Origin of the sequence: Ahrensia sp. R2A130, assembly GCF_000179775.1 — a bacterium.
Lineage (GTDB): Bacteria > Pseudomonadota > Alphaproteobacteria > Rhizobiales > Rhizobiaceae > Pseudahrensia.
Genome location: NZ_AEEB01000003.1, coordinates 882,421 through 907,010, shown reverse-complemented (window position 1 = coordinate 907,010; position 24,590 = coordinate 882,421). Strand labels below are relative to the sequence as shown.

The following is a 24,590-nucleotide window of genomic DNA, read 5'->3' as shown; positions in this document are numbered from 1 at the left end:
TTTGCACCAAGGTGCGGTGGGCCACAAGGCCGTGGGCCGATCATCCGTTACTTCGTTTCCTTTTCGACCATTTCCAACGCGTCTTCGTCTGCCGCAGCATCAACGGCCTTGGCTTCCTCAGCCTTCACTTTGGCGGCTTTGTTTTTCTTCTCGCCACCGTTTTTAGGTGTGGGGCCGAACGCCATCACCACGTCTTCCAGTTCCGGCACATTTTCCTGATCGCCATGCTTGAAATGGATGTCACCATTGGGCTTCACCCAGAACATGGTTTCGGTGTTTTCAGCGCGGGTCTCGCGGTAGTCTTCGTGGGAAAACTCGTCGGTGATGCGCGTGTTCTGGAAGGTCCAGCCCTGCCACATGTTGGTGCGTAGTTCAGATAGCGACTTGCCTTCATCGAAAAGCTGCCGCCCACCAAGCGTTACGCGGAGAGCGTTGCGTTCCTTCTCGTTTCGCAAGTTGCCGATCTGGAAGACGTTGTTTCGACCGATTTCCGGCCCGTATTCGGTGCAGACGAGCGAGTTGTAGGCGTCGTTGTCGGTTGCTGCGAGGATGTGGCTGTAGCGGTTGAAGATGATGTCGTGATGGGCGGATTCCGACAGCACGTCGCCATAGAACACCGGTACATCGGCCAGCCGCGCCTTTCGAATATGGTTCCAGTTGCCGTCTGCGATGAGGACGGGAATTTTCATCTCTTGCAGCTTTTCCGCCAACGCCTGCGTCCATGATGAGCCGCCGACGATAAGCAGGCCGGGGCGTTCGGCAGATTTTAGACCGAGCGCACTGGCGAGCGGGCCAAGCGAAAAGCCGTGCAGCAGAATTGTTGCGGCCACCACGAGGAAGGTGAGGGCAACGAGTTGGTTGCCTGCTGCCACGCCACTATCGGCAAGTTCTGCGCCGAACAGGCCTGCTACGGCTACGGCCACGATACCGCGTGGCGCGATCCATGAGATCAGGAAACGTTCGCGAAGGTCGATGCCCGAGCCGATGGTGGCCAACATGATGGCAATCGGGCGGGCGACAAAAAGGATGAGGAAGACGAACACAACCGCGCCCCAGCCCAACGCCTCAAAATCATAAAATCGCAGCGATGCGGTGAGCATGATGAACAGGCCGGAGACTAAAAGCACTGTGACCGTTTCTTTGAAGCGGCGCAGTTCCGTGAGGCTGGCCATCTTCGAATTGGCCATGGTGATGCCCATGATCGTGACTGTAAGGAGCCCGGATTCCTCCAAAATCAGGTTGGAAACCGAGAACGCCAACAATACGACGGCGAGAAGCACCGGCGCTTTGAGAAAATCCGGAACGAGACCTCTTGCGAAAACCGATGCCATGGCGCGACCGAGCAGCAATCCGCCGCCCACAGCAACGATAGCCCCAAGGACGACCATGCCTGCCAATGTGTAACCACCAAGATCGCCGTACAGGACGAGATAGACCTGAAAGGCCAGCACTGCGAACAGCGCGCCAATAGGGTCATTGACGATAGCTTCCCACCGCAGCAACGAGGCGGGGCGGGGCGACAGTTGCGCTTGCCGTAACAGCGGCATGATGACCGTGGGGCCAGTGACGACGAGAATGCCGCCCAGCACTGCTGCGGCTCCCCAAGGCAACCCCGCTGCGTAATGCGCGGCAAGGGTAGAGAATATCCACACGAGCGGACCACCGATCAAAATGACCCGCCGGACAGCCTTTTCAGTCTCTCGGATTTCCGAGAAATTGAGCGTCAGTCCGCCTTCAAACAGGACGATTGCGACGGCCAACCCGATGACGGGTTTGTAGAGATCACCGAAGTCTCCCTTAGGATCGAGATAGCCGAAGACCGGACCCAGCAGAAAACCTGCGACCAGCAGAAGAGCGATGGCAGGGATACGCAGCCGCCAGGCGACCCATTGTGCCGCGATACCGGCAGCACCGATGACCGCAATTTGCAGGGGAAGACTGTCCATTAAGCTGTTCTCATTTGCCGTTCGGCGGGAGCCTGACGCTCCTCTTACAGGTGCAAAACGGCTAAGTGAACGACAAACGCGCCTGACAACAGGTTCGTTCCGGTCACTTAAATACAGCCTGTATGGTCGTTAGCCCATCATATCCATGGCGCGATAAGCCTCGACATCGCCGTTCAGCCAGCAATTCTGCAAACCCTGAAGGGTTGCGGAGGGGAGCGCGTCGGCGCTGATGACGATCAGGGTACCGTCTTCCGTCCACATATCCATAACGTCACAGGCAACCGATGCCGGATCGGACGCGAGAAACGCCTGTGCCGGTGTTATGTCGGTACAAAACTGCTCTTGCTTTAGCGCGTGCATGGTCGGTCTGCTTTCTCGAGGAAAGAACAAGGTGCCAGCGCGAGGTGCAGGCCGGGATAATATATTCGTTCGACTTTTATCGTTTCTCCCATTTGGCTCTCATCGTTTCCCTCAATCGTGATCGGCCACGACCTTGCGCGTTGGCGGACATCGCGATTGCATGGGGCATGAGAATCCTCCCGACACTGTTATTCGCCGCGGCCTTTCTGGCAGCCTTTACTTCTGCACAGGCCAAGACCGCTTGCGCGCTGCCTACACCTTGCGAGGTGACGGGCGAGAATGGCGGCACCTATTACGTGGCCGCGCCGGAAGACTGGGATGGAAATGGTGGTTTGAAGCCGTTCGTCTTTTATCACGGCCACAGCGGGTCCGGCGCAGGCGTTGCCAAAAACAAGGGGTTGGCGAAATCGCTGGCGGAGCAGGGGTATCTGCTCATCGCGCCGGATGGACCGATGCTGCGCTATCGCAACCGCGAAACGCGCGGTTGGCCGGCGCGTGTCCAAGGTGAAATCAAACGAAGTGACCGCAACGATGTAAAGTTCACCGAAGCCGTGCTGCGTGACGTGGCACAGCGCTTCAAGCTGAACTTGGACGATACCGTCATTTCCGGCTTCTCCTCCGGTGGTTCCATGGCGTGGCACTTCTCCTGCTATTCTACGATGCAGGTTGCAGGCGTAGTGCCAGTCGCTGGGGCGCTGCGGCGACCGCACCCAAACAATGGCGTCGTTCAGGCGGATGGCTCTATCGCGCGATTCTGCCCCGGTGGGCCGCGCAAAGTGGTTCACATTCACGGTTGGTCGGACAAACAGGTACCGTTGGAAGGTCGTGGCATCGGCGAGTGGCATCAGGGCGATGTATTTGCCTCGCTCGACGTTCAGCGCCGCACCAACCGCTGCAATTCGCGCCCTGATATGGTGGAGGCCAAAGGTCCGTTCTGGTGTCGTGCCTTTACGTCTTGCGAAACGGGGCAGGCGGTGAAGTTTTGTCTGCACCCCGGCGGCCACGGCATGCCGCAAGGCTGGCTGGAAACTGGCCTCAACGGATTAAGCAATCCCGGCAACTAATTGGCCTGTCTTGCGTTGCTCCCACAGCGCCTAAAGCCGCACTTGACCCAACAGGGCGGTGCGGCCAAAACCGCCATAATTAGAGCCGGCTAACAGCCGGACAGCAGGGCCGGAAACCGGCCACTCACGGAGAACAAGCATGAGCGAACGCACCAGCGAGGGTGGCCTTCAGGTCGCCAAAATCCTTCACGATTTCATCAACGTAGAAGTGCTGCCCGGCACTGGCGTCGAGACGGATGCGTTCTGGGATGGTTTCGGCAAAATCGTCGCCGATCTTGCTCCGCGCAACGCGGAACTGCTCGCCAAGCGCGATGACCTTCAGGCCAACGTCAACGAATGGCACAAGGACAATCGCGACGGCTTTCAGAATATGGAAGTCTACGAAAACTTCCTGCGTGACATTGGCTACATCGTGCCTGAAGGTCCGGCGTTTTCCGTCTCTACCGGTCATGTGGATGATGAGATCGCAGCCATCGCCGGTCCGCAGCTTGTTGTTCCCGTGCTCAACGCCCGTTTCGCGCTGAACGCGGCCAACGCCCGCTGGGGTTCGCTCTACGATGCGCTCTACGGCACGGACGCGATTTCCGAAGAGGGCGGTGCGGCCAAGGGCGGCGGTTACAACGAAATTCGCGGCAACCGCGTCATCGCCTGGGGCCGCGATTTTCTGAACACAGCGGTTCCGTTGGCCTCTGGTAGCTGGACCGACGTGCAGGGCTTCTCGGTCGAGAATGCTGAGTTGAAAATTGCTATGGCCGACGGCTCCACCACCGCGCTGGCCACCCCATCGGATTTCTGCGGTTACAAAGGCACCGAGGCTGGTCTCGACAGTATTTTGCTCGCCAATAACGGCATGCATATCGATATCATCATCGACCGCCAGCATCAGGTCGGCCAAACCGATCAGGCGGGCATTGCTGATATCGTTCTGGAATCCGCGCTCACCACGATCATGGACAACGAAGATTCCATCGCTGCCGTGGATGCAGAAGACAAGGTCGGCGCCTACCGCAACTGGCTTGGTTTGATGAAGGGCAATCTGGAAGAGACGCTGGAGAAGGGCGGCAAGACCATCACCCGCCGCCTGAACGATGCCCGTGAGTACCTGTCCCCCACCGGCGAGGACGTGTGGTTCAAGGCGCAGGTGTTGATGCTCAACCGCAATGTCGGCCACCTAATGACCAATCCGGCCATCCTGATGGCGGACGGTGGTGAAATTCCTGAAGGCATCATGGATGCCGTCATTTCGGCTGCTTGCTCCAAGCACGACATTGGCGGCGGCAACGGCGCAGAAGACGGCCACCGGAAGAACTCTGCCCACGGCTCCATGTACATCGTGAAGCCGAAGATGCACGGGCCTGAGGAAGTGGCGTTCGCCAGCGAGATTTTCGCCCGCGTGGAAGAGCTTCTGAACATCGCGCCCAACAGCCTGAAAATGGGCATCATGGACGAAGAGCGCCGCACCACGGTGAACCTGAAAGAGTGCATCCGCGCTGCCAAGGATCGTGTCGTGTTCATCAACACCGGCTTCCTCGACCGCACCGGCGACGAGATGTTCACCTCGATGGAAGCGGGCCCGATGATCCGCAAGGGCGACATGAAACAGTCCGCATGGATTGCCGCCTATGAAGACTGGAACGTCGATATCGGCCTCGAATGCGGCCTCGCCGGTCACGCGCAAATCGGCAAGGGCATGTGGGCCATGCCGGACCTGATGGCCGCCATGCTGGAACAGAAAATCGGACACCCGAAGGCCGGTGCCAACACCGCGTGGGTGCCAAGCCCCACAGCCGCCACGCTGCACGCCACCCACTATCACGAGGTGAACGTCCACGAGGTGCAGGCCGAGTTGAAAAACCGCGACCGCGCCAAGCTGGCCGACATCCTGTCCATCCCCGTCGCTTCCCGCCCCAACTGGACGCTGGAGGATATTCAGGCCGAACTCGACAACAACGCGCAGGGTATTTTGGGCTACGTGGTCCGCTGGATCGACCAGGGCGTTGGCTGCTCCAAGGTGCCGGACATCAACGATGTAGGCCTCATGGAAGACCGCGCGACACTGCGAATTTCCAGCCAGCACATGGCCAACTGGCTGCACCACGGCATCGTGGACAAGCAGCAAATCCACGACACGTTCGCCAAGATGGCCAAAAAGGTCGACGAGCAAAACGCTGGCGATCCCGCCTATGAGAATATGTCAGGCCGCGAGAGCGAAAGCGTCGCGTATCAAGCCGCACTGGAACTGGTGCTGAAGGGCAGGGAACAGCCGAGTGGGTACACGGAGCCGGTGCTGCATCGTAGACGTTTGGAGAAGAAATCCAGCCTCGCCAGCTGACGGCGTGTCTAAACGTTACATGCGGCACGTTAACCACTGTTCGATTTAACGCTTCCATAAATACACGTCATTGTTACTCTAGTTGAGGGCAGATATGTGGGGTGCGTTGTGGCGGCGCAGCTTTTGGAATTGAAAGACAACGGTGCGTTATCGCGTGTGGTAAAATCTGCACGACTTGTTTTGAATGGCGACTTGAGTTTTCTGGCAGTGGAAACTGACGGGACTTTAGCTATAATTGACCTGGATGGCCTTACCTACGGCTATAATAGCTCACCAATTTCCTTTGCATCTCTTAAGTTGGATCAGGGGCAAATACTGGATATTTCTGATGTTCAGTCCGAAGATCATCAATCTACATTAGATTTACTCTTCTCTTCCTTCGGGACAGTGCGTTCGGCATTTATCGCTTCAGTGCCTACCACAATGGTAGGGCGAGCTTTTATTATCGTTCTGGGTCTGCAACCTCGTGAGCAACTGTCGACCGAACAACATTGGGAAATGCAGAGTTACGTCGAGTTGGCGGGTGATATTCTGGGCTTGATCGACAAGCTGTCGAAGCCGGATATCCTGCTTCAAGCGAGAGCATTGGCGTTCGATGCCGTTACAATCCCTCTGGGACTCGTTAGCAAATCGGGCATCTATCTGGACGTCAATAACTCGCTGGCAGCGTTGAACGGCATGACCAAAGAGGAGCATGTCGGGAAAAGCCTTGAAGAGGTCATTCCAGATATGGCGACCGCGTCCAGAAAACACCTCCGCCGCGCCATTGAAACCGGACAGCCAGTCATCAATGTGGAATTCGAGCTTCCCTCTGCAGAAACCGGCGGCGAACCTCGTCCATTCGCGATCAGCATTTATCCCAATTCCAGTGATGGCGAAGTGTTGGATCGTGCCTATTTTGTTATTATGGATCTGCAGGCGCATGCTGTCTATTTCGGCAAACGCCGGGATCAGAACCAGCAGGCTCAGATCGCGAATTCCGGTTTCGCGGAAAATTCGCCGCTCACGCCAAATCCTTCAGCAGGGTTTATTCTCGATACTTTGGTCAAGCAGCCGAAGTTGCGATCTCGCAAAGGCAGTTCCTACACCACGCTTCGCACTTGGCGGGCGGGTATCAAAGACAGCCAGATCGTGGCTATGCGCCATATGAAAAAGGCAGCGGATGCGAATTTCATCAATTCCGTGGCTGAAGAAATCGCAACCCATGTCAAAGTCTTGGTTGGTGCAGCTGCCATAGATCAGGTGGTGCCGGTTCCGGGAGGTCATACTGTCGATATGGAGCCATTTTCTGTGAGCATCGCACGGCAGGTTGCCAAGCTCATCGGTTCGGAGTTCGTCGAAGCTGTCAGCTCGCCACCGCGCAAGGGGTCTTCGCACCCGCGCAAGAGTTCTCGCCTGCCAAAGTTGATCCGGACAGCGTCCGTATCAGGAACCGTTCTTGTCGTCGATGATATCGCTTCATCCGGTGCGCATTTGGAACAGGTCGGCGAAGCCCTAAAAGGCGAAGCCGATGGATTGTTTAAAGTGGCCTGGATTGGCCCAAGTGGTCGCTAAGGGGCTGTTTACTGCAGCAATTCGTGTTATCGGCACGCCACGACCCGCAGGAGAGAGCGCATAGGCGCCGCCGAAGGAGCAACCGCCCCGGAAACTCTCAGGCACCATGGACTGCGGGAACCCCTCGGCTTTGGGGGGAGAATACAATCTGGAGAGTGGTGACGGCCTGATGGCTGTTGCCCACCGAAGGAGAAAGTGACGGCATGGCAGCTTGTTAAGTTGTTTGCCTGAACCAAACTCTCAGGTTTCACGACAGATGGGGTCATGCGCCAGCTTCGCTCGCGCGTGCCCGCAACATCGTCTTCAGGAAACCTGTCATGGTCGCCCACATCACGCCTACAAAAACCAAGTCCATCGCTGTCATCGGGGCCGGAATCACCGGCGTCACCACCGCTTACGCCTTGGCCAAGCGCGGCTTCGACGTCACGCTTTTTGACCGCCAGCCTTATGCTGCGATGGAAACATCGTTCGCCAATGGCGGCCAGCTTTCAGCGTCCAACGCCGCCGTGTGGAACCAGCTCGGCACCGTCATCAAGGGCATGCGCTGGGTGATGAAGAAGGACGCGCCGCTGCTCGTCCATCCCGGTCCGTCGTGGCACAAATATTCGTGGATGGCCGAATTCCTCCGCGCCATCCCGCGCTACGAAGCCAACACGATCGAAACCACGCGCCTCGCCATTGCCGCCCGCGAACACCTGCTCGAATGGGCGGGGGAAGAGAGCATCGACTTCGATAAGGAAGATCGCGGCATCCTGCATATTTTCGAATCTGAAAAAGAATTGAAGTCTGCCCAGAAGGTAACCGACCTACTCGCCAAAGGCGGGTTGGTGCGCGAGCCGGTAACGGCTGCGGAAATCGCTGCGCTCGAACCCACCTTGCGCGACGATTATGTCGGCGGCTTCTTTACCCCGTCAGACTTCACCGGCGACGTTCACAAATATTCCATGGGCCTCGCGGACGCCTGCAAGCGCCGCGGTGTGAAGATGAAATTCGGCACGGCTATCGACAAGGTTCGGCAGCACCGCGAGGGCGGCATCTTTATCAAACACGGCCCGTTGCTGGGCGAAGAGCGCGAGTTTTCCAAGTTCGATAACGTGGTTATCTGCGCCGGTGTCGGCAGCCGTCATCTCGCCGCCCAGCTAGGCGACCGCGTGAATGTCTATCCCGTGAAGGGCTATTCCATCACCGTGATGCTGGACGATAAGGCCTCGCAGGAAGCCGCGCCCCGCGTAAGCCTGTTGGACGAAGAAGCGAAAATCGTGACCTCGCGCTTGGGCGACAACCGTTTCCGCGTGGCGGGCACGGCGGAATTTGCCGGTGAAGACCGCGACATCCGCTCCGGTCGCATCGTGCCACTGACCAACTGGGTGCGGAAGAACTTCCCCGGTGTTTCCACCGAGCACGTTGTGCCATGGGCCGGCCTGCGCCCGATGATGCCCAACATGATGCCCCGCGTCGGCAAGGGCAAAGCGCCGGGCGTGTTCTACAACACCGGCCATGGCCACTTGGGTTGGACGTTGAGCGCGGCCACGGCAGACATGATCGCTGCGACGGTAGAAGCGGATTTTATGAGCAACGCGGCCTGATTTATCCCCGCCCGGTTTTACGGGCGTATGGTGGGCGCACTTTCCCCCACGAGCCGACGGTCCGGACCGTCCTTACCGTCGGGGGAGGGCGATCCTTCCGTCGCGCGCGCTTAACGAACGCAAGCGGGCGGAGCTCTATGTCGCACCGGCAGAGCTGCCACAACAGCTTCGGGACCGGACGTCGAACGTTAGCAATGGCGGGCCGAAGGCAAGGTCGATGAAACGTGAGTTTTGTGTTCGGGGAGGTGACGGGAATGGTGTTGAGACACACTCGCAGCAGGATCGAGCGGGGCGAAGGCGTATGCCATTTCGCCGAAACTAACGGCTAACGGCAGACTTCTTCGTCCCGCTGGCTCACATGTTGCCAACCGGGCGCCGAAAGGCGCGCCGGATTTTCGTGCAGGCTGAATGGCAGCTTACGGACGCCAGTAGTTGAAGTGGTCGTGCACGGTTTCACCATCGTACTGGCCACGCATGTCGATCAGCGGTGCGCCTTTTGGAGCGAGCGTCGTTAGCGTTTCGAGGTCCAGTTGTTCGCGGAACACGCGGTGGCCCAGCGTTACGATGACAGCGTGGTAGGCGCCGCCTTCGAACGGGTCGTCCACAATTGTCGTGCCGCGACCGCCTTCTGCGTGGTCATCATCGGCGACGGGATCGAAGTTGAACACTTCGGCTCCCTGCGCCCACATATAGTCCATCATTTTGAAGGTCTTGGAATTGCGGGTATCGGGGCAATCTTCCTTGAAGCTGCGGCCCAAAACCAGCACGCGTTTACCGGCCAGACGTTCGCCCTTGGAAGCGAAAAGTTCTTCCAGCTTGTCCACGAGGAAGTAGGGAGTTTGCTCGTTCACCGAACGGCCGGCGGCGACCAGTTCCATGGACAGGCCGTGACGACGGCCCGCATCCACCAGATAATAGGGGTCCACCGCGATGCAGTGACCACCCACCATGCCGGGGCGATAGTTGTGGAAGTTCCACTTGGACGAGGCGGCGGCGATAACGTCGGACGCGCGAATACCCATCTTGTCGTAGAGCGCCATGAGCTCGTTCATCAGGGCGATATTGACGTCGCGCTGGGTGTTTTCGAGGATCTTGGCCGCTTCAGCGACACGAATGGAGGCAGCGGGGAAAAGACCGGCCTTCACGACGCGGGAATAGAGAACTTCGAGAAATTCCGTCACCACAGGCGTCGAGCCTGCTACGATCTTCTTGATGTCGGCCAGCTTACGGGTCGGGTCTGCAGGGTTTATGCGTTCCGGCGAGTAGCCGAGGTAGAAATCAACACCTTCGCGCAGGCCGGAAGTGGCTTCCAGAATTGGCAGGCATTTCTCTTCGGTGGTGCCTGGGTCAACGGTGGATTCATACACCACCACGCAGCCCTTTTTCATGTGCATGCCGATATCGCGGGAGGCCGCGAGCAGGGGGGTGTAATCCGGCCGGTTGCGGCTGTTCACCGGTGTGGGCACGCAAACGAGAATGACATCAGCGTCGGCGAGATCGGAAGCGTCGGTGGTGTAAAGCGCATCGGCTTCCGCCAAATCAGCGCCGGTCACTTCGCCGGTGCGATCAATCTGGTTTTTCAGTTCGGCAATCTTTTCGCCGTCGATATCCAGGCCGATGGACCGGCTGTTGTGGGAAAATCCGCAGATGAGGGGCAGGCCGACATAACCAAGACCGACGACAGCGACGCGGGCCATAACTGGATCGGGCAGTGCTACAGGTTCGTGGTCGAGCAGTTGTAACGGCGCGCGCCTACGGGATGCTTCGTCAAATGCAATCGCTTCTACTGGCATAACCAAGGGAGCGGCGGCTTGCGCTGCATCGTGTTTCATAAAAATCATTTTCTGCCCTGCTTCAGTTCGCCCTTGGGCGCTTTCATGCCCTTGCGTTCACAATAGCTGGGCGAAATTTCCCATTCGTAACAATGGGTCACAAATGGGCAGCGACTGCGCACATGGTGAAAAAACCGTTAGCAGCGGCGCCGCTGAGATCAAGGAGGCTGATGAAAAGGGCTTGTTCAGGCGGGAAGGCCACCCCACTTATTGGGAACAAGGCATTAACCGGTGGAGAACCGACATGACGAAAAAGACAAAGATTGAACCTTTCGGTTCGCAGGTCGAATTCGCAGAGTTCGGGAAAAACGCCATCGCATATGTGCGCGAAGTGACCTCAGACGATCTCAATCAGCGTTTTCCGCAGGGGCCTGAGCTTCCGCAAGGTGTTGATCTTTGGGGATTGTTTACCGCGGATGGGCACCCGATTGCCGTGGCGGATGAGCCTATGGCGCTGGTTCACAATGCAAGCGAAATGGAACTGGAAACGGTCCAGCGCCACTAGCGGCTTCGAGACAACCGCAACTGCCCAAGATCAGGCCGCGTTGGCGCGGGGTTCGGCGATAAGCAGATCGAAAATGCGGGACGGGTCTTCGCTGGCACGGATTTCGGCCAGTTTCTCTCCGTCGCGCAACAGACGGGCGGCGCGCGACAAGGCTTTCAAGTGGTCGGCACCGGAGCCTTCCGGAGCCAGCAACATGAAGGCTATGTCGATAGGCTGATCGTCCATTGCATCGAAATCGAGAGGCTTAGACAGACGGGCGAAGACGCCGACAATCTTCTCGATGCCCGCCAGTTTGCCGTGTGGAATGGCGACACCGTTACCAACGCCTGTGGAACCAAGCTTTTCACGCTGCTGCAGGATTTCCAGAACATCGTGTTCGTCGCGATCGACGAGACGCGCGCCAATAACGGCAAGCTCCTGAAGAAGCTGGCGCTTGGAGCCAGCCTTCAGGTGCGTCACGACGCTATCGCGCGAAAGGATGTTCTGGAGTTCCATGTTAGGCGCTGTCCGTTACGCTGCTGTTGCGCTTTTAGCAGCGCCTTTTGATGGATCGACCCAGCCAATATTTCCATCCGCGCGGCGGTAGACGATGTTAATGTCACCGGAACCTGCGTTGCGGAACACGTTGACGGGATCGTCCATCAATTCCAACTGCATGACGGCCATGGCCACGGTTTGTGTGCGCACGGTTGTACCTGATTCTGCGATCACCAGAGGGGCTGAGTCTTGCTCGAGTTCTTCGTCTCCACCGGGTGTCTGCATTACGGAATAGGCGACTTCGGCCTGTTCCATGGATTGGCGGTCGTTGTGGTGGTCTTTGAGTTTACGGTTGTAGCGGCGCAGGCGTTTTTCGATGCGGTCTGCAGCATGGTCGAATGCGCCATGTGCATCGGGCTCACGGGCGCTGGTTTGCAGCACGACGCCGGAGTCCAGATGCACCATGCAATCGGCGATAAAGAAGGAGCCTTGTTTTTCCATAACAACGTGACCGGAGAATCCGTGACCAAAATATTTGTCCACAGCGTCGTTGATACGATCTTCGATACGGCCCTTCAGGGCGTCGCCGATATCCATCTGTTTTCCGGTGATACGCAGGCTCATGCGGTGCTTCCTTCTTCTTCGTCACGGCCGAAGCGGCCACGACACGAGTCTCAATTTAAGCCCCACGACTGTCGCGGTACAGATTGACAATGCAAAAATTCCGGTGCCCGAACTCGCTCGGGTCACGGCAAATCACTATCGGCTTGTTCGGATGGGTGGGGCGAGACCCGCGTTGGGCGGCGATTTAGGAAAAGTGGTGGCCGCTGTCAACAAACCCTGTTCGCGTCACCCTCCCTATTCTCAGCCCGCTTGTTCGATGGCTCGCTTTTCGCGGCGGCGTTGTACGGAGGAAGGAATTGCCATTGCGTCGCGATATTTTGCGACTGTGCGACGGGCAATATCTACGCCGCGCCCGCGCAATGCTTCGACTATTGCGTCGTCGCTGAGAACTGTGCGGGCGGTTTCGGCGTCGATAAGGGTGCGAATCTGCGCCCTAACGGCTTCGGCGGAATGGCCGCTGCCATCGTCGCCTTCAGTCGCGCCCAATGCCGTGGTGAAGAAATATTTCATCTCGAACAGGCCGCGCGGGGTCATGAGATATTTGTTCGAAGTGGCACGGCTGACGGAGGATTCGTGCATGGAAATGTCTTCGGCCACCTGTTTCAGCGTCATGGGGCGCAAATGGTCTATGCCGTGGATGAGAAAGGCATCCTGACGGGAAACGATAGACTTGCAGACTTTGAGAATGGTGTTGGCGCGTTGATCGAGACTGCGGGTCAGCCAGTTGGCGTCGGCCGCGCATTGTTGCACGAATTCATGGGCTTCGGTGGGTCGTGCGCCCTTGGCGCAGTCGCGGTCGACACGGGTGAGATAAGTTTCGTTCACCAAAACGCGGGGCAGGGTCTCGCTATTGAGCTCGACAATCCAGCTGCCGTCTGACGCTTCGCGGACCTCGGCATCCGGTGCGACGTGTTGCGTGGCTTGGCTGGAAAATGCGGTGCCGGGCTTCGGGTCCAGCGCCTGAATTTCCAGAACTGCAGCGCGCATGTCGGAGGCGTCGAGACCCGACAATTTCGCGAGCGCTGCGTAGTCGCGGCGGGCGAGAAGCGGAAGATTATCGATGAGGCTGGCCATTGCAGGATCGAAACGGCCGCGTTCGCGCAATTGCAGCGTCAGGCACTCGCGCAAATCGCGGGCACCAACGCCGCACGGGTCCATGCTTTGCAGCAGGTCGATAGCGGTGTTGGCTACCTCTTCGGTGCTGTCCAAGCGCTCTGTCAGCGCCAGTAGATCGAGTTGAAGGTAGCCACCATCATCGACGAATTCGATCATCGTTTGAACGAAAAATCGGACCTTTAGCTCGCATCGCATCAACGAAAGCTGCTCGTGGAGGTGGTCGTGAAGACTGGGTGCTGTAGTTGCACGCTCTGCAATATCCCAGTCATCGCTGGATGATGCAGACGAAATCGCAAGGCCGCCGCTTACGGATGCCGATTTATCCTCGTTGCCCACCGATGTGCGATCGTTGCGGTAATCCTGCTCGTCGGGAAAGACGTTTTCCAGGCTGGTACCAAGATTGTCGGCAAGAGTTTGAGCACTCACGTCAAGTTCAAGCGATAATGCGCTCAAAGGTTCGCGTTCATTGGATGACGTTGATTCTGGAACGTCACTGCGCCTGTCGTCGGCACCGTTTTCAGCGCGTTCAAGAAAAGGGTTCTTTTCCAACTGCTCGTCGATGAAGGCGTCGAGCTCGATATTCGACATGGCCAGCAGTTTGATCGACTGACTCAGCTGTGGCGTCATGACGAGAGACTGCGTTTGTCCCTGTCTCAACTTCAGCTTTTGAGAAAGTCCGATCATAGATGCCCGTACCCAATACCAAAACGGTCAGCGGCCTTGGCCAGCGCTTGCATAACAGCTTTAAGGCTGCGGCAAGTTCCGTGCCAGTTTACGCTTTGTGGGTTCGTTCTAGCAAGCTAGTCGACATCAAAGTGTGAATTGATCGCCCAGATACAGCCGCCGAACGTCAGGATTGTTAACGATCTCTTGCGGCGACCCATGGGTAAGCACCTGACCGGAGGCGATAATATAGGCCCGATCAATCAGACCGAGCGTCTCGCGGACATTGTGGTCGGTGATGAGAACGCCGATGCCACGCTTGGTAAGATGGCGAACGAGATCCTGGATATCGCCCACCGCGATGGGGTCGACGCCAGCAAAAGGCTCATCGAGCAGCATGAAGGCTGGACGCGATGCCAGCGCACGGGCGATTTCGAGGCGGCGACGTTCACCGCCAGACAGGGCGATGGAAGGCGATTTGCGCAAGTGGCCGATCTTGAATTCGTCTAGCAGCGAGTCGAGTTGCTCAGCGCGTTTTGAGCGATCTTTTTCGACCACTTCAAGGACGGCTTTGATGTTGTCCTCGACCGAAAGGCCGCGAAAAATCGAAGCTTCCTGCGGCAGATAACCGATGCCGAGGCGGGAGCGCTGGTACATTGGCATGTGGGTGACGTCATGGCCGTCCAGCTCGATCTTGCCTTCGTCAGGCTGAACGAGACCGGTGATCATGTAGAAACAGGTGGTTTTGCCCGCGCCGTTGGGGCCGAGCAGTCCAACAGACTCGCCACGCCGAACGCCGAGGCTGGCACCATCCACCACGGTGCGGCCTTTGTAGGTTTTTTTCAAACCACGCGCGAGCAGAACACCATCGCGGGCACGAGGCTCGATGGGTGTGCCGGGAGGGTGCGGTGCGGCAGAATGGTCTTCCTGCAGGGTGGATTTTTTGCGCATCCTTGCCGGCAGTGCAGGCAGCTTATCGCGCAAGAGTGCAATAGCTCGTTCGCGCTTCTTCGGCTTAACAGGTGGAGCGGGTATGGCGGTGTCAGAGACGGACAAGTGTGGGGCCTAGTTCTTTTTCTGGGTGCCGGGGGTGAAGGTCACCGTAGTGCGCCCCTTCGGACAAGCGGTCATGCGAGCTTGGTTATTGTTCAGATTCGCAACCAGCTTGCAGCCGGTTGCGACATTGTCAGCGCCTTGACTGACAACGACTTTGCCGGTGAGCGTGATTTGTTCGGTCGCTGTTATGTAAATTCCTTTGTCGGCGGTGACCGTATTCTCTTCGGACGTCGCAACCAGACCTTCGAACATTTCAAGTTTCTGCACATCCCGTTGAGTGCCTTGGCCACCGGCACCGTAGGTGACGATCAACTTACTGGTGGTCATGGTGCTTTTGCCCTGCACGACGACGACGTTGCCGTTGAAAACGGCTTTGTTCTGCTCATCCAACACTTCAAGCGAATCTGCTTCGATCTGGATCGGATCTTTGCCGTTGGAGCGGAAGCCATCGAAAGCGGCGCCGGAAACCTGGGCGAGGGCGGAGGTTGCAACGGCGGCTGCAAGGCCAAGGGCTAGAAGAGTTGTTCTGATCACGATGTGCTCTTTCAAAACTCGGTTCAGTTGGTGGCGGGGGCAGCCGAGGGAATGGAAGGCTCACCGCGTTTGATAGGCTTGTTGATGATCATTTTCACACGTTCTTTGAACAGAACACGCTTACCATTGTCTTGCACTTCGACCGAAGCTGCGTCGATCGTTGTTTCGCCACGCACAACGGTGACCGGCTTGTCGGACTTCATTGAGCCAGACTTGATGTCGATCTCGGCGTCATCAAGGCGAATATCCATACCGCGTGCGCCGGTGATGACCACACTGTCGAACAGGCGCATGGTTTCTGCCTTTTGGTCGTACACGCCGGAGCCTGCATCGACTTGGGCAAATGAGTTTGCGTCCATGGGGAGCTTGGCGTCGATGGCAGTCAGTTCTACAAAGCCGGGCTTGGTCAGGTCTTGCACCGCGCGGGCGGCCTTCACGTCATAGGGGCGTTTGTTGGCATCGAAGCCTTTCATCTTGGGCTCCTCCATGACCAGTTTGCCGTTGCTGATGGCGGAGGAAAGGACTTGAATGTTACCAAGCGGGGTCCAATTCCAAAGCGTCTGGCCTGCGAAAACCAGCACCATGAACGTGGCTACACCGGGCAGCGCCCAGCGGGAAATGCGAACAGCGACCGAATGGCGTTGGGCACGGGCGAAGTCTTCCGGAGTTCGTCGGTTTGCTGCGGGTGCGGTTTGTGTCTGAACGGCAGGCGCGGCTGTGATATTCTGCGCAGCGGCAGGCATGTCGAGATGCGCTGTGATCGTGCCGCTGGTCATGACTTGTTCCTGAATGCGGCTGTGGTCAATTCACCGCCACCTTGTCTGCTTGCCCTGCCGCGTCGCCCACGCAGCTTTGCCCCTAATGATGTTGTGCGTAGCGGAGATTTGCGGTGCGAATATGTTCCTGTCTCCTTTAGTCGCGCCTGCCTAGCTGTGTGCGAAGATGTCGGTGTCTTCCCAGCCTGCAAGGTCCAGCAGGCAGCGGGTGGGCAAGAATTTGAAACACTCGTCTGCCAGATGCTGGCGATCTTCGCGGGCCAGCCGCTTGAGCAGCGCATCACGAAGAGCATGAAGGTGAAGTACATCGGAGGCGGCGTAAGCCTGCTGCGCCTTTGTCAATTCTTCTGCTGCCCAATCGGAAGACTGCTGGACCTTGGACAGATCAACGCCAATCAATTCGTGGGTGAGGTTCTTAAGTCCGTGACGGTCCGTATAGGTACGGGTGAGGCGCGAGGCGATTTTGGTGCAGAAATTATTGTCCGAGAGCGCGCCGAATGCGTGGTATAAAACGGCTATATCGAAGCGCCCGTAGTGGTAAATCTTCTGCACGTTCGTATCGACCAGAAGTTTCTCGATATTGGGAGCACTGGTCTGGCCTTTTTCGATTTGCACCACGTCTGCCGTGCCGTCACCGGGCGAAAGCTGCACTACACAAAGGCGGTCGCGGCGGGGGCGCAGGCCCAGAGTTTCGGTGTCGATGGCGACGCTGTCGGAATAATTCGACAGATCGGGCAGATCGTTTTTATGCAGGCGAATTGTCATGGAAAATTGCTTTTCGGGCATGTGGCACACTTTAAGTGCGGTTAGAAATCGAAAGCCGCACGAAAAGCATACAGGAAAAGGGTTGCATTTGAATAACCATGAACGCCGCATCGGGGGATAATCACGGCTCGTTTACGTGCAATTATTGCTGGTGTGCGTGAGTGTTCGTGTGTGGCGATGAGTGATTGATGGGGAACTGGGTATGAACGGCGGCGGCGATACACTTCATATTCTTGGTGCCGGCGGTCATGCTGCTGTGGTGGCTGACTGTGCAGGCGACGCCGGATATTCTGCAATCTGTCTCTACGCAGATGCGGAACCGTTGGTGGCATTACCTTCCGACTGGTCGTTCGAGCTAACCGTTGATCCGGTGGCTACCATCGCTGCGCGGGGTGGAAGTGCCCATGTTGCGATTGGTGACAACGCTTTGCGCGGAAAATTTCTTGCTGCATTGCTTGGTGCCGGGGTCGATTACCCAGCGATATTTCACCAGAAATGTTCCATTAGCCGGTTGGCCAAAATTGGCGACGGCACTGTGGTGCTGGCTGGTGGTGTCGTGAATGCCCGTGCCGAATTGGGGCAGGGTGTCATCGTGAATTCCGGGGCAGTGGTGGAGCATGATTGCCGCCTTGCCGATGCGGTTCACCTGTCGCCACGTGCTGCTATTGCGGGTGGCGTTACAATCGGTGCGCGAAGCTGGATCGGTATCGGCGCCGTGGTTCGTGAAAGCATTACGATTGGTGATGATGTGGTTGTTGGAGCAGGCGCTGCTGTGGTCAACGATGTGCCATCTGGAACAACCGTTGTGGGCGTTCCGGCAAAACCGATCTGAAAATCGCGGTAGTTTAGGCTGCGATATACGCTTCCAGAACTGCTGCCGTACCATCGCGCCAGATGGAGGTGAGCGCTGTATCGAAGGCTTCTGCGAACGCGTATTGTTGTGCGAGCGCGCCATAGATTTCGGTCATTTTCAGCCAAGCGTTGGAATTTTCTTTGGCAAGCACGGCCTGGCGATTCAGGTTTTCCCAATCGGGATCGTTGGGCGCGACAGGGTTTCCGCCCTCTGTTACGCCGTAGCAGTAACGGCACCAAAGTGCGGATTCTAGCGCGAGGCCGTGGACGGAATCACCAGCTGCAAGACGGGCCTCGACGACTGGTAGGATGAATTTCGGTTGTCTGTTTGAGCCGTCAAAACACAGGCGCGGGATCGTGTCGCCGATGGCGGAGTTCGAGAAACGCTCTGTCACCTTGGCCAGATAGTCGGTCTTCGAAACGCCAGGAATATCCGGCACGGTGGGCACGATTTCTTCGCGCTCCAGCTTGGCGAGGAAGTCGGACACGAGCGGATGGAGCATTGCGTCATGGACGAAATGGATGTCGAGAAGACCGGCAGGGTAGGCGATCGTTGCGTGGCCGCCGTTCAAAATACGCAGCTTCATCAACTCGTATGGAGCGACGTCGGTGACGAACTCCACGCCCACGTTTTCCAGTGCGGGACGACCGTTGGTGAAAGTGTCTTCCATCACCCACTGGCGGAACGGTTCGCAGGCTACGGGGCGGGCATCGGCAATGCCGAATTCATCTGCCACCATGTCGATTTCGCGTTGCGAGGTGGCGGGCGTGATGCAATCCACCATGGAGTTGGGGAAGGCGACGTTGTTATCCACCCATCCGGCAAATGCCGTATCCTGCAACGCGGCAAGGCCCAGCGTGGTGGCGCGGGCTACGTGTCCGTTTTCAGGAAGATTGTCGCAGGACATGATCGTGAAAGGGGCGGTGCCGGCATCGCGGCGCGCGCGCAGGGCTTTCAGGATGCATCCGAAAACAGTTTTCGGGGCGTCGGGAGAGGCAGCGTCTGCGGCCACATCGACATGTCCTGCTTCGAAGCCCCCGGTCGTGGCGTCGATGTAATAGCCGCCTTCGGTGATCGTAAGCGATACGATGCGGATGGCCGGGTCGGTCATGGCCGCCACCACGGCGTCGGGGTGGGTTTCTGCATAGTCGATCATCGCGCCGCACACGCGGGCGGAAAAGCCATTGGGGTCGAGTTCGACGACGGTGGTCAGCCAGTCTTGTGCGGCCAAATCCGCGCGGATGGCTTCATCGTTTCCGCGCAGGCTTGCGCCGACCAGCGCCCAATCATGGTCGTGGCCCATATCGAACAGGCGGTCGAGATAGATGGCTTGGTGGGCGCGGTGAAAATTGCCGAGGCCGATATGCAAGATGCCACGGGTCAGCGCGCTTCGGTCGTAGCTTGGAACGGCAACATTATCGGGCAGCGATGGGAGCGTGGAATTGGATAATTTCAGTGTCATCAGCTCATCCACTGGCCGCCGTCGACATTGTAGGTTTGCGAAACAATGTAGTCGGATTCGGCTGATGCGAGAAATACGGCCATGCCGGTGAGATCGTCAGGTGTTGCGAAACGTCCGGCAGGAACGCTGGCTGAAACTTCAGCTTTCTTCTGGCCGGGCTTCTTGTTTTCCAGCTTAGCGAACATGGAATCGACGTGTTCCCAATGCTCGCCGTCGACCACGCCGGGGGCGATGGCGTTGACGTTGATGCCGTGTTTGATGAGGTTCAGGCCCGCCGATTGCGTCATGGAAATAACGGCGGCTTTGGTGGAGCAATAGACCAGCACGAGGCCTTCACCACGGCGACCGGCCTGCGATGCCATGTTGATGATTTTACCGCCATGCCCCTGATCAAGCATCTGCTTGGCGGCGGCCTGCATGGTGAAGAGGGTGCCTGCCACGTTGACGGCATAAAGCTTGTCGTAGCTTGCGCGGGTGATATCGACCGTCTCTGCTGCATCGAAAAGGGCGGCGTTGTTGACGAGAATGTCCAACTTGCCAGCCTTGGTAACGACCGCGCTAATTGCTGCGTCTATGCTGTCCTGATCGCTGACATCCAGATGCACGGCATAGGCCGCATCGCCAAGTTCAGAGGCGGTGGCCTGCGCGGCGGTAAGGTCAATGTCTGCAACCGCTACTGTTGCACCTTCGCGAATATAGGCCTGCGCAAATCCGCGACCAATGCCACGAGCCGCGCCAGTAATCAGCGCAGACTTCCCGCCAAGTCGTGCCATTACATCCGCAGTCCGTCATCACCGAATTTGTGAATGACGGCGGCGTCTGGTGTCAGATAAACCGTGTCGCCATGCTTAACGGCAACGTCCCCGGCGGCACGAACCGTCAATGGATCGCAGCCTTCCACGCCATGGATGTGGATGAAAGTATCGGAACCCAAATGCTCAGCTACGCCTACCGTGCCTTTCCAAGCGCCGTTCGTCGGCGTAGTGGCTACAGAGATATGCTCGGGGCGAATGCCGATGGTCTTGGCACCGAATTTCGCAGCTTCGGAACCCTCGATGAGGTTCATTTTGGGAGAACCGATGAAGCCTGCCACGAAGATGTTTTGTGGCGTGTGGTAGAGGTCGAGCGGGCTGCCGACCTGCTCGATGACACCGGCCTGCAGCACCACGATGCGGTCGGCCATAGTCATGGCTTCCACCTGATCGTGGGTGACATAGATCATGGTGGTCTTCAGGCGTTTGTGCATCTCGCTGATTTCCAGCCGCATGCCGACGCGAAGTGCAGCGTCGAGGTTGGACAACGGTTCATCGAAAAGGAACGCTGAGGGTTCACGAACGATGGCACGACCAATGGCGACACGCTGGCGCTGACCGCCTGAAAGCTGGCCGGGTTTGCGGTCAAGATAATCGGTCAGGTTCAGGGACTTTGCAGCCGCTGCGATGCGGGTGTTCTGCTCGTCCTCGGACATGCCCGCCATCCGCATTGGGAAGGCGATGTTCTTGCGAACCGTCATGTGCGGGTAGAGCGCGTAGGACTGGAAGACCATGGCCAGGCCGCGTTTGGACGGCGATACCTCGGTGACGTCTTGACCGTCGATGATCACCTTGCCTGCGGTCGTGTCTTCAAGGCCTGCAATGATGCGCAGAAGGGTGGACTTGCCGCAGCCGGAAGGGCCGACAAAAACGGCGAATTCGCCTTCTTCGATGGTCAGGTTCAACGGTGGGATGACTTCGGTCTCGCCGAAACGCTTCACCACATCTTCAAGTACAATATGTCCCATGATGTTTCCTTACTTCACGGCGCCGAAGGTGAGACCCTGGACCAATTGTTTCTGACAGAACCAACCCAATACAATGATCGGCCCGACTGCTGCTGCGGAGACTGCGGACAGGCGGCCAAAGAACAGGCCTTCCGGAGCGCGGTTGCCTTCGATGAGTGCCGACAGGGTCGATGCTTCAGTCGTGGTAAGCCGGACGGTCCAATAGGCCTCATTCCAGCAGAAGATGAAGGTCAGCAATCCGGTCGAAGCGATGCCGCCCCAAGCCAATGGAATGAGAATTTCCTTGATCTCGCCCCAGGTGTTCACGCCGTCCATCTGGCCGGCCTCGATGATGTCCTTCGGGATCTCTTTGAAATAGGTAAAGAGCATCCAGATGGCGATGGGCAGGTTGACCAGCGTCAGTACCAAGATGATGACAAAGTGGGTGTCGTAGATCCCGAGACTCTTGGCCAGGAATGTCATGGGGTAAAGCACGGCAGCTGCGGGCAGCATCTTGGTGGACAGCATCCACATCAAGACATCCTTGGTGCGTTTAGTCGGGTTGAACGCCATCGCGTATGCTGCGGGAACACCAACGACCAGCGCCAAAGCTGTGGCGAGAACCGAGGTGATGACCGAGTTCGTGGCGAAGCGCCAATAGTCGTAATTTTCGGTCATGTTCAGATAGTTGTCGAGCGTCGGCGTGAAGAAGAACAGGAATTCCGGCTTCACCGCGTCGGCGTCTGTCTTGAAACTGGTGAACACGAGCCAAAAGATCGGAAAGAAGAAAATAAGCGCGACGACCCAAGCAAAGACAGGTCTGCCGATGGTTCCGAATTTCGAATTTTGTGCAACGATAGCCATGAGCCTGCTCCCTATTCCATCAATGTTTTGCCGACCATGCGCAGCAAAAATATTGCGATGATATTGGCCAGGATGACCGCGAAGATACCGGTGGCGCTTGCCGCGCCAATGTTGTTGTTGGCGAATTCGCCGATCAGATAGGGCAGGTTCTTGTTGCCGTTGCCCCGGCTGACGATTTCGATCTCGGCGTAAAGCGACAGATGAAAAATGGCCTGGATCATGACGACGATCGCCATGGGTCGCCCCAGATGGGGCAGGGTGAGGAAGCGGAACATCGCCCACTTGCTCGCCCCGTCGAGGATGGCGGCTTCCTTCTGCTGTTCGTCTTCCGACTGCAGCGATGTCATGAAGATGAGAACCGCGAACGGTGTCCACTGCCATGTCACCATCATGATGACGGCGTAAGCGGAGTTCTGGGACGAACGGAAAGAGATCGGTTCGAATTTGGTCCACAAAGAGAAGAACCATCCGACAAGAGGCGCATCTTGAAGTGAGGCAACCACGTTGTTAATGCCGTCGATGGCCAAACCGTTCAGGCCGAGGACCGGATCGAGGATCATGTTGATCCACAACACGGCGTTCACCGCGGGCATGATGAAGAATGGTGATATGAGCAGCACCCGAACAATGCCCTGACCGGGGAAGGCTTTGTTGATGAGCACAGCGATCAAAACGCCGAGAATTACGGTCAGGAACAGAATGCTGCCGACAATGAAGACGCTGTTCTGCATCGCAAACCAGAAGTCTTTGGCATTGAGGACGTATTCGTAATTGCCGAAGCCGCGCCAGTTGTCGATGGACGGGCTTGTCCATTCAGGCCGGTTGAGGCTGTTGAGGACATAGCGAATGAAGGAGAAAAACAACGTGAAGCCGAGCGGCACGATCATCCATACAAGCAGTAGAATGACTGCTGGCGCTTGCAGAAGTCGCGGAAGCGTTCTGTTCGACATTATATCGTTCTCCCCAGAAACCAAAGATCTCGCAAACTCCGCTGCGTTAGGATTTTTTGGACGTTCTCACCACTTAAGGCGCGCCACCGTAAGGTAGCGCGCCGAAGAGCGGGGGTGAGCCCGAAAGACCCGACACCGTGTGCCGGGTCCTGCAGTGAAGCGTGGCTTATTCGTAGTAGCCAGCTTCTTTCATGACGGAGTCCGCGTTGGACTGAGCTGCCGCGAGGGCTTCCTCAACTGTCTTGGCACCGGAGAGAGCTGCAGAGAACTCCTGTCCGGCAGCGCTGCCGATTTCCGGGAATTCCGGGATCGCGACGAACTGTACGCCGGTGTAGGGCTTCAGTTCGGTGGGATCTGGTGCAGCCGAGTCGATAGCTGCCATCTCAGCAGATGCGAATTTCGCAACGGCCTTGAATTCCGGATATGCGTAGGTCGAGGTGCGCGTACCAGTTGGAACCTTGCCCCAGCCGAAGTCGGGGTGGTTTGCAACGGCCTTGATGTAGTCTTTCGACGTTGCCCACTCGATGAAAGCTTTTGCTTCAGCGGTGTTCTCGGTACCCGATGGTACAGCCATTGCCCAAGCCCAGAGCCAGTTCGCACCGACCGGGTTACCGGCGTTAGGCGACTGTGCGTAGGCGACCTGATCGCTTTCCAGGAAGGAAGCAGCGATTGTGGCATCGATCCACATACCGCATTTGCCTTCGTTGAAGAGCGCCAGGATCTCGTTGAAGGAGTTACCTTCGGATCCTGGAGGGCCGTATTTGCCCAGCAGATTGACGTACATGTCCATCGCAGCTTTCCACTCTGGCGAGTCGAGCTGTGGCTTCATGTCTTTGTCGAACCAGCGCGCGCCAAAGGAGTTTGCGATAGTCGTGATGAAGGCAGCGTTGTCGCCCCAGCCTGGTTTGCCGCGCAGGCAAGCACCGTAAACACCGTTGTCAGGATCGTGCATCGCTGCAGCGGCCTTGGTGATGTTATCCCAGCTGTCATTGTCCGCGATGGTGACACCGGCTTTGTCGGCCAGATCTTTGCGGTACATCACCATGGAGGATTCACCGTAGAATGGCGCAGCATAGAGCTTGCCGTCGTAGGAGAGACCCTTGCGCATGGCGGGCAGGATGTCGTCGACATCGTATTCTGCGCCGAATTCGAGTGGCTCGATCCAGCCTGCTTTACCCCAGATTGGAGCTTCCTGCATGCCGATGTTGATGATGTCGTACTGACCACCACCGGTTGCTGTGTCGGACGTGACCTGCTCGCGCAGAACGCCTTCTTCCAGCGAAACCCACTTCAGCTCGACACCGGTGTCTTTGGTGTAAGCTTCAGCGACCTTCTTCATGTTTTCCATGTGACCGTTGTTCACGATCGCGATGGTGAGTGATTTGGCGTGGCCATCTGCAAATGCAGTGGTTGCGCTCAGTGCCATTACCGAACCGGCAACGAGCCCGAGTGCGGATTTGGAAATCATGTTTCCGAGTTTCATCCTGTTTCCTCCCAAAGGTATGATGAATG

22 protein-coding genes and 2 riboswitches are annotated in these 24,590 nt (G+C 57.4%); of the genes, 6 read left to right on the top strand and 16 right to left on the bottom strand.

The features are described 5' to 3' along the window. Window positions 1–47: 47 nt before the first annotated feature. Both R2A130_RS05135 and R2A130_RS05130 read right to left on the bottom strand, forming a co-directional pair. Entirely contained in the window at window positions 48–1,946 is a 1,899-nt protein-coding gene (locus R2A130_RS05135) for a sodium:proton antiporter (protein ID WP_009757715.1), read from the bottom strand. A gap of 129 nt (window positions 1,947–2,075) precedes the next feature. Continuing rightward, complete coding sequence (locus R2A130_RS05130; RefSeq protein ID WP_009757714.1) at window positions 2,076–2,306, bottom strand: hypothetical protein; 231 nt, start codon at window positions 2,304–2,306, stop codon at window positions 2,076–2,078. A gap of 167 nt (window positions 2,307–2,473) precedes the next feature. Between R2A130_RS05130 and R2A130_RS05125 the strand changes: the two genes are divergently transcribed. The 4 genes from R2A130_RS05125 (at window position 2,474) to R2A130_RS05110 (ending at window position 8,842) form a co-directional block, all read left to right on the top strand. Further along, window positions 2,474–3,370 (top strand): PHB depolymerase family esterase, encoded by an 897-nt coding sequence (locus tag R2A130_RS05125; protein ID WP_156798382.1) that lies wholly within the window; start codon window positions 2,474–2,476, stop codon window positions 3,368–3,370. 139 nt (window positions 3,371–3,509) lie between these two features. Next, window positions 3,510–5,702: a malate synthase G gene (locus tag R2A130_RS05120; RefSeq protein WP_009757711.1), complete on the top strand. Its 2,193-nt coding sequence runs from the start codon at window positions 3,510–3,512 to the stop codon at window positions 5,700–5,702. Between the two features lie 123 nt (window positions 5,703–5,825). After that, window positions 5,826–7,256 carry a PAS domain-containing protein gene (locus R2A130_RS05115; protein ID WP_156798381.1) on the top strand — a complete coding sequence of 477 codons (1,431 nt, stop codon included), beginning with the start codon at window positions 5,826–5,828 and terminating at the stop codon, window positions 7,254–7,256. Window positions 7,257–7,293: 37 nt separating this feature from the next. Then, window positions 7,294–7,376, top strand: a riboswitch (glycine riboswitch). Window positions 7,377–7,394: 18 nt separating this feature from the next. Continuing rightward, window positions 7,395–7,522: riboswitch (glycine riboswitch) on the top strand. 51 nt (window positions 7,523–7,573) lie between these two features. Continuing rightward, window positions 7,574–8,842, top strand: coding sequence for a D-amino acid dehydrogenase (locus R2A130_RS05110; protein ID WP_009757709.1), 1,269 nt, complete (start codon window positions 7,574–7,576; stop codon window positions 8,840–8,842). 416 nt (window positions 8,843–9,258) lie between these two features. On the opposite strand, the gene R2A130_RS05105 is transcribed toward R2A130_RS05110, so the two are convergent. Beyond that, window positions 9,259–10,683 (bottom strand): nucleotide sugar dehydrogenase, encoded by a 1,425-nt coding sequence (locus R2A130_RS05105; RefSeq protein ID WP_009757708.1) that lies wholly within the window; start codon window positions 10,681–10,683, stop codon window positions 9,259–9,261. 235 nt (window positions 10,684–10,918) lie between these two features. On the opposite strand from R2A130_RS05105, the gene R2A130_RS18645 reads away from it, so the two are divergent. Then, window positions 10,919–11,179: a DUF1150 family protein gene (locus R2A130_RS18645; RefSeq protein ID WP_009757706.1), complete on the top strand. Its 261-nt coding sequence runs from the start codon at window positions 10,919–10,921 to the stop codon at window positions 11,177–11,179. Between the two features lie 30 nt (window positions 11,180–11,209). Here the strand turns inward: R2A130_RS18645 and R2A130_RS05095 are convergent, their stop codons facing one another. The 7 genes from R2A130_RS05095 to R2A130_RS05065 form a co-directional block, all read right to left on the bottom strand. Continuing rightward, on the bottom strand, window positions 11,210–11,674 hold the full coding sequence (locus R2A130_RS05095) for a PTS sugar transporter subunit IIA (protein WP_009757705.1): 465 nt from the start codon (window positions 11,672–11,674) through the stop codon (window positions 11,210–11,212). A gap of 15 nt (window positions 11,675–11,689) precedes the next feature. Beyond that, the gene (gene hpf / locus R2A130_RS05090) at window positions 11,690–12,280 is read right to left on the bottom strand and encodes a ribosome hibernation-promoting factor, HPF/YfiA family (protein WP_009757704.1); all 591 of its coding nucleotides are present in this window, start codon (window positions 12,278–12,280) and stop codon (window positions 11,690–11,692) included. A 240-nt stretch (window positions 12,281–12,520) separates the two neighbouring features. After that, entirely contained in the window at window positions 12,521–14,080 is a 1,560-nt protein-coding gene (rpoN, locus tag R2A130_RS05085; protein WP_009757703.1) for an RNA polymerase factor sigma-54, read from the bottom strand. 126 nt (window positions 14,081–14,206) lie between these two features. Beyond that, window positions 14,207–15,010 carry an LPS export ABC transporter ATP-binding protein gene (gene lptB / locus R2A130_RS05080; protein WP_009757701.1) on the bottom strand — a complete coding sequence of 268 codons (804 nt, stop codon included), beginning with the start codon at window positions 15,008–15,010 and terminating at the stop codon, window positions 14,207–14,209. A gap of 114 nt (window positions 15,011–15,124) precedes the next feature. After that, entirely contained in the window at window positions 15,125–15,649 is a 525-nt protein-coding gene (locus R2A130_RS05075; RefSeq protein ID WP_009757700.1) for an LptA/OstA family protein, read from the bottom strand. A 23-nt stretch (window positions 15,650–15,672) separates the two neighbouring features. Next, the gene (lptC, locus tag R2A130_RS05070) at window positions 15,673–16,425 is read right to left on the bottom strand and encodes an LPS export ABC transporter periplasmic protein LptC (protein ID WP_009757699.1); all 753 of its coding nucleotides are present in this window, start codon (window positions 16,423–16,425) and stop codon (window positions 15,673–15,675) included. Between the two features lie 150 nt (window positions 16,426–16,575). Then, on the bottom strand, window positions 16,576–17,190 hold the full coding sequence (locus R2A130_RS05065) for a ribonuclease D (protein WP_040304660.1): 615 nt from the start codon (window positions 17,188–17,190) through the stop codon (window positions 16,576–16,578). 202 nt (window positions 17,191–17,392) lie between these two features. Between R2A130_RS05065 and R2A130_RS05060 the strand changes: the two genes are divergently transcribed. Next, the gene (locus R2A130_RS05060; protein WP_009757697.1) at window positions 17,393–18,022 is read left to right on the top strand and encodes an acetyltransferase; all 630 of its coding nucleotides are present in this window, start codon (window positions 17,393–17,395) and stop codon (window positions 18,020–18,022) included. A 13-nt stretch (window positions 18,023–18,035) separates the two neighbouring features. Here the strand turns inward: R2A130_RS05060 and R2A130_RS05055 are convergent, their stop codons facing one another. The 6 genes from R2A130_RS05055 to R2A130_RS05030 form a co-directional block, all read right to left on the bottom strand. Continuing rightward, window positions 18,036–19,505: a mannitol dehydrogenase family protein gene (locus R2A130_RS05055; RefSeq protein WP_009757696.1), complete on the bottom strand. Its 1,470-nt coding sequence runs from the start codon at window positions 19,503–19,505 to the stop codon at window positions 18,036–18,038. Continuing rightward, on the bottom strand, window positions 19,505–20,278 hold the full coding sequence (locus R2A130_RS05050; RefSeq protein ID WP_009757695.1) for an L-iditol 2-dehydrogenase: 774 nt from the start codon (window positions 20,276–20,278) through the stop codon (window positions 19,505–19,507). Before R2A130_RS05050 ends, R2A130_RS05055 begins: the two co-directional genes overlap by 1 nt. Then, on the bottom strand, window positions 20,278–21,285 hold the full coding sequence (locus R2A130_RS05045; RefSeq protein WP_009757694.1) for an ABC transporter ATP-binding protein: 1,008 nt from the start codon (window positions 21,283–21,285) through the stop codon (window positions 20,278–20,280). The genes R2A130_RS05050 and R2A130_RS05045 overlap by 1 nt, the downstream gene beginning before the upstream one ends. Window positions 21,286–21,294: 9 nt before the next feature. Next, the gene (locus R2A130_RS05040; protein ID WP_009757693.1) at window positions 21,295–22,128 is read right to left on the bottom strand and encodes a carbohydrate ABC transporter permease; all 834 of its coding nucleotides are present in this window, start codon (window positions 22,126–22,128) and stop codon (window positions 21,295–21,297) included. Window positions 22,129–22,139: 11 nt separating this feature from the next. Then, entirely contained in the window at window positions 22,140–23,078 is a 939-nt protein-coding gene (locus R2A130_RS05035; RefSeq protein WP_009757692.1) for a carbohydrate ABC transporter permease, read from the bottom strand. 166 nt (window positions 23,079–23,244) lie between these two features. Then, on the bottom strand, window positions 23,245–24,561 hold the full coding sequence (locus R2A130_RS05030) for a sugar ABC transporter substrate-binding protein (protein WP_009757691.1): 1,317 nt from the start codon (window positions 24,559–24,561) through the stop codon (window positions 23,245–23,247). Between the last annotated feature and the right edge of the window lie 29 nt (window positions 24,562–24,590).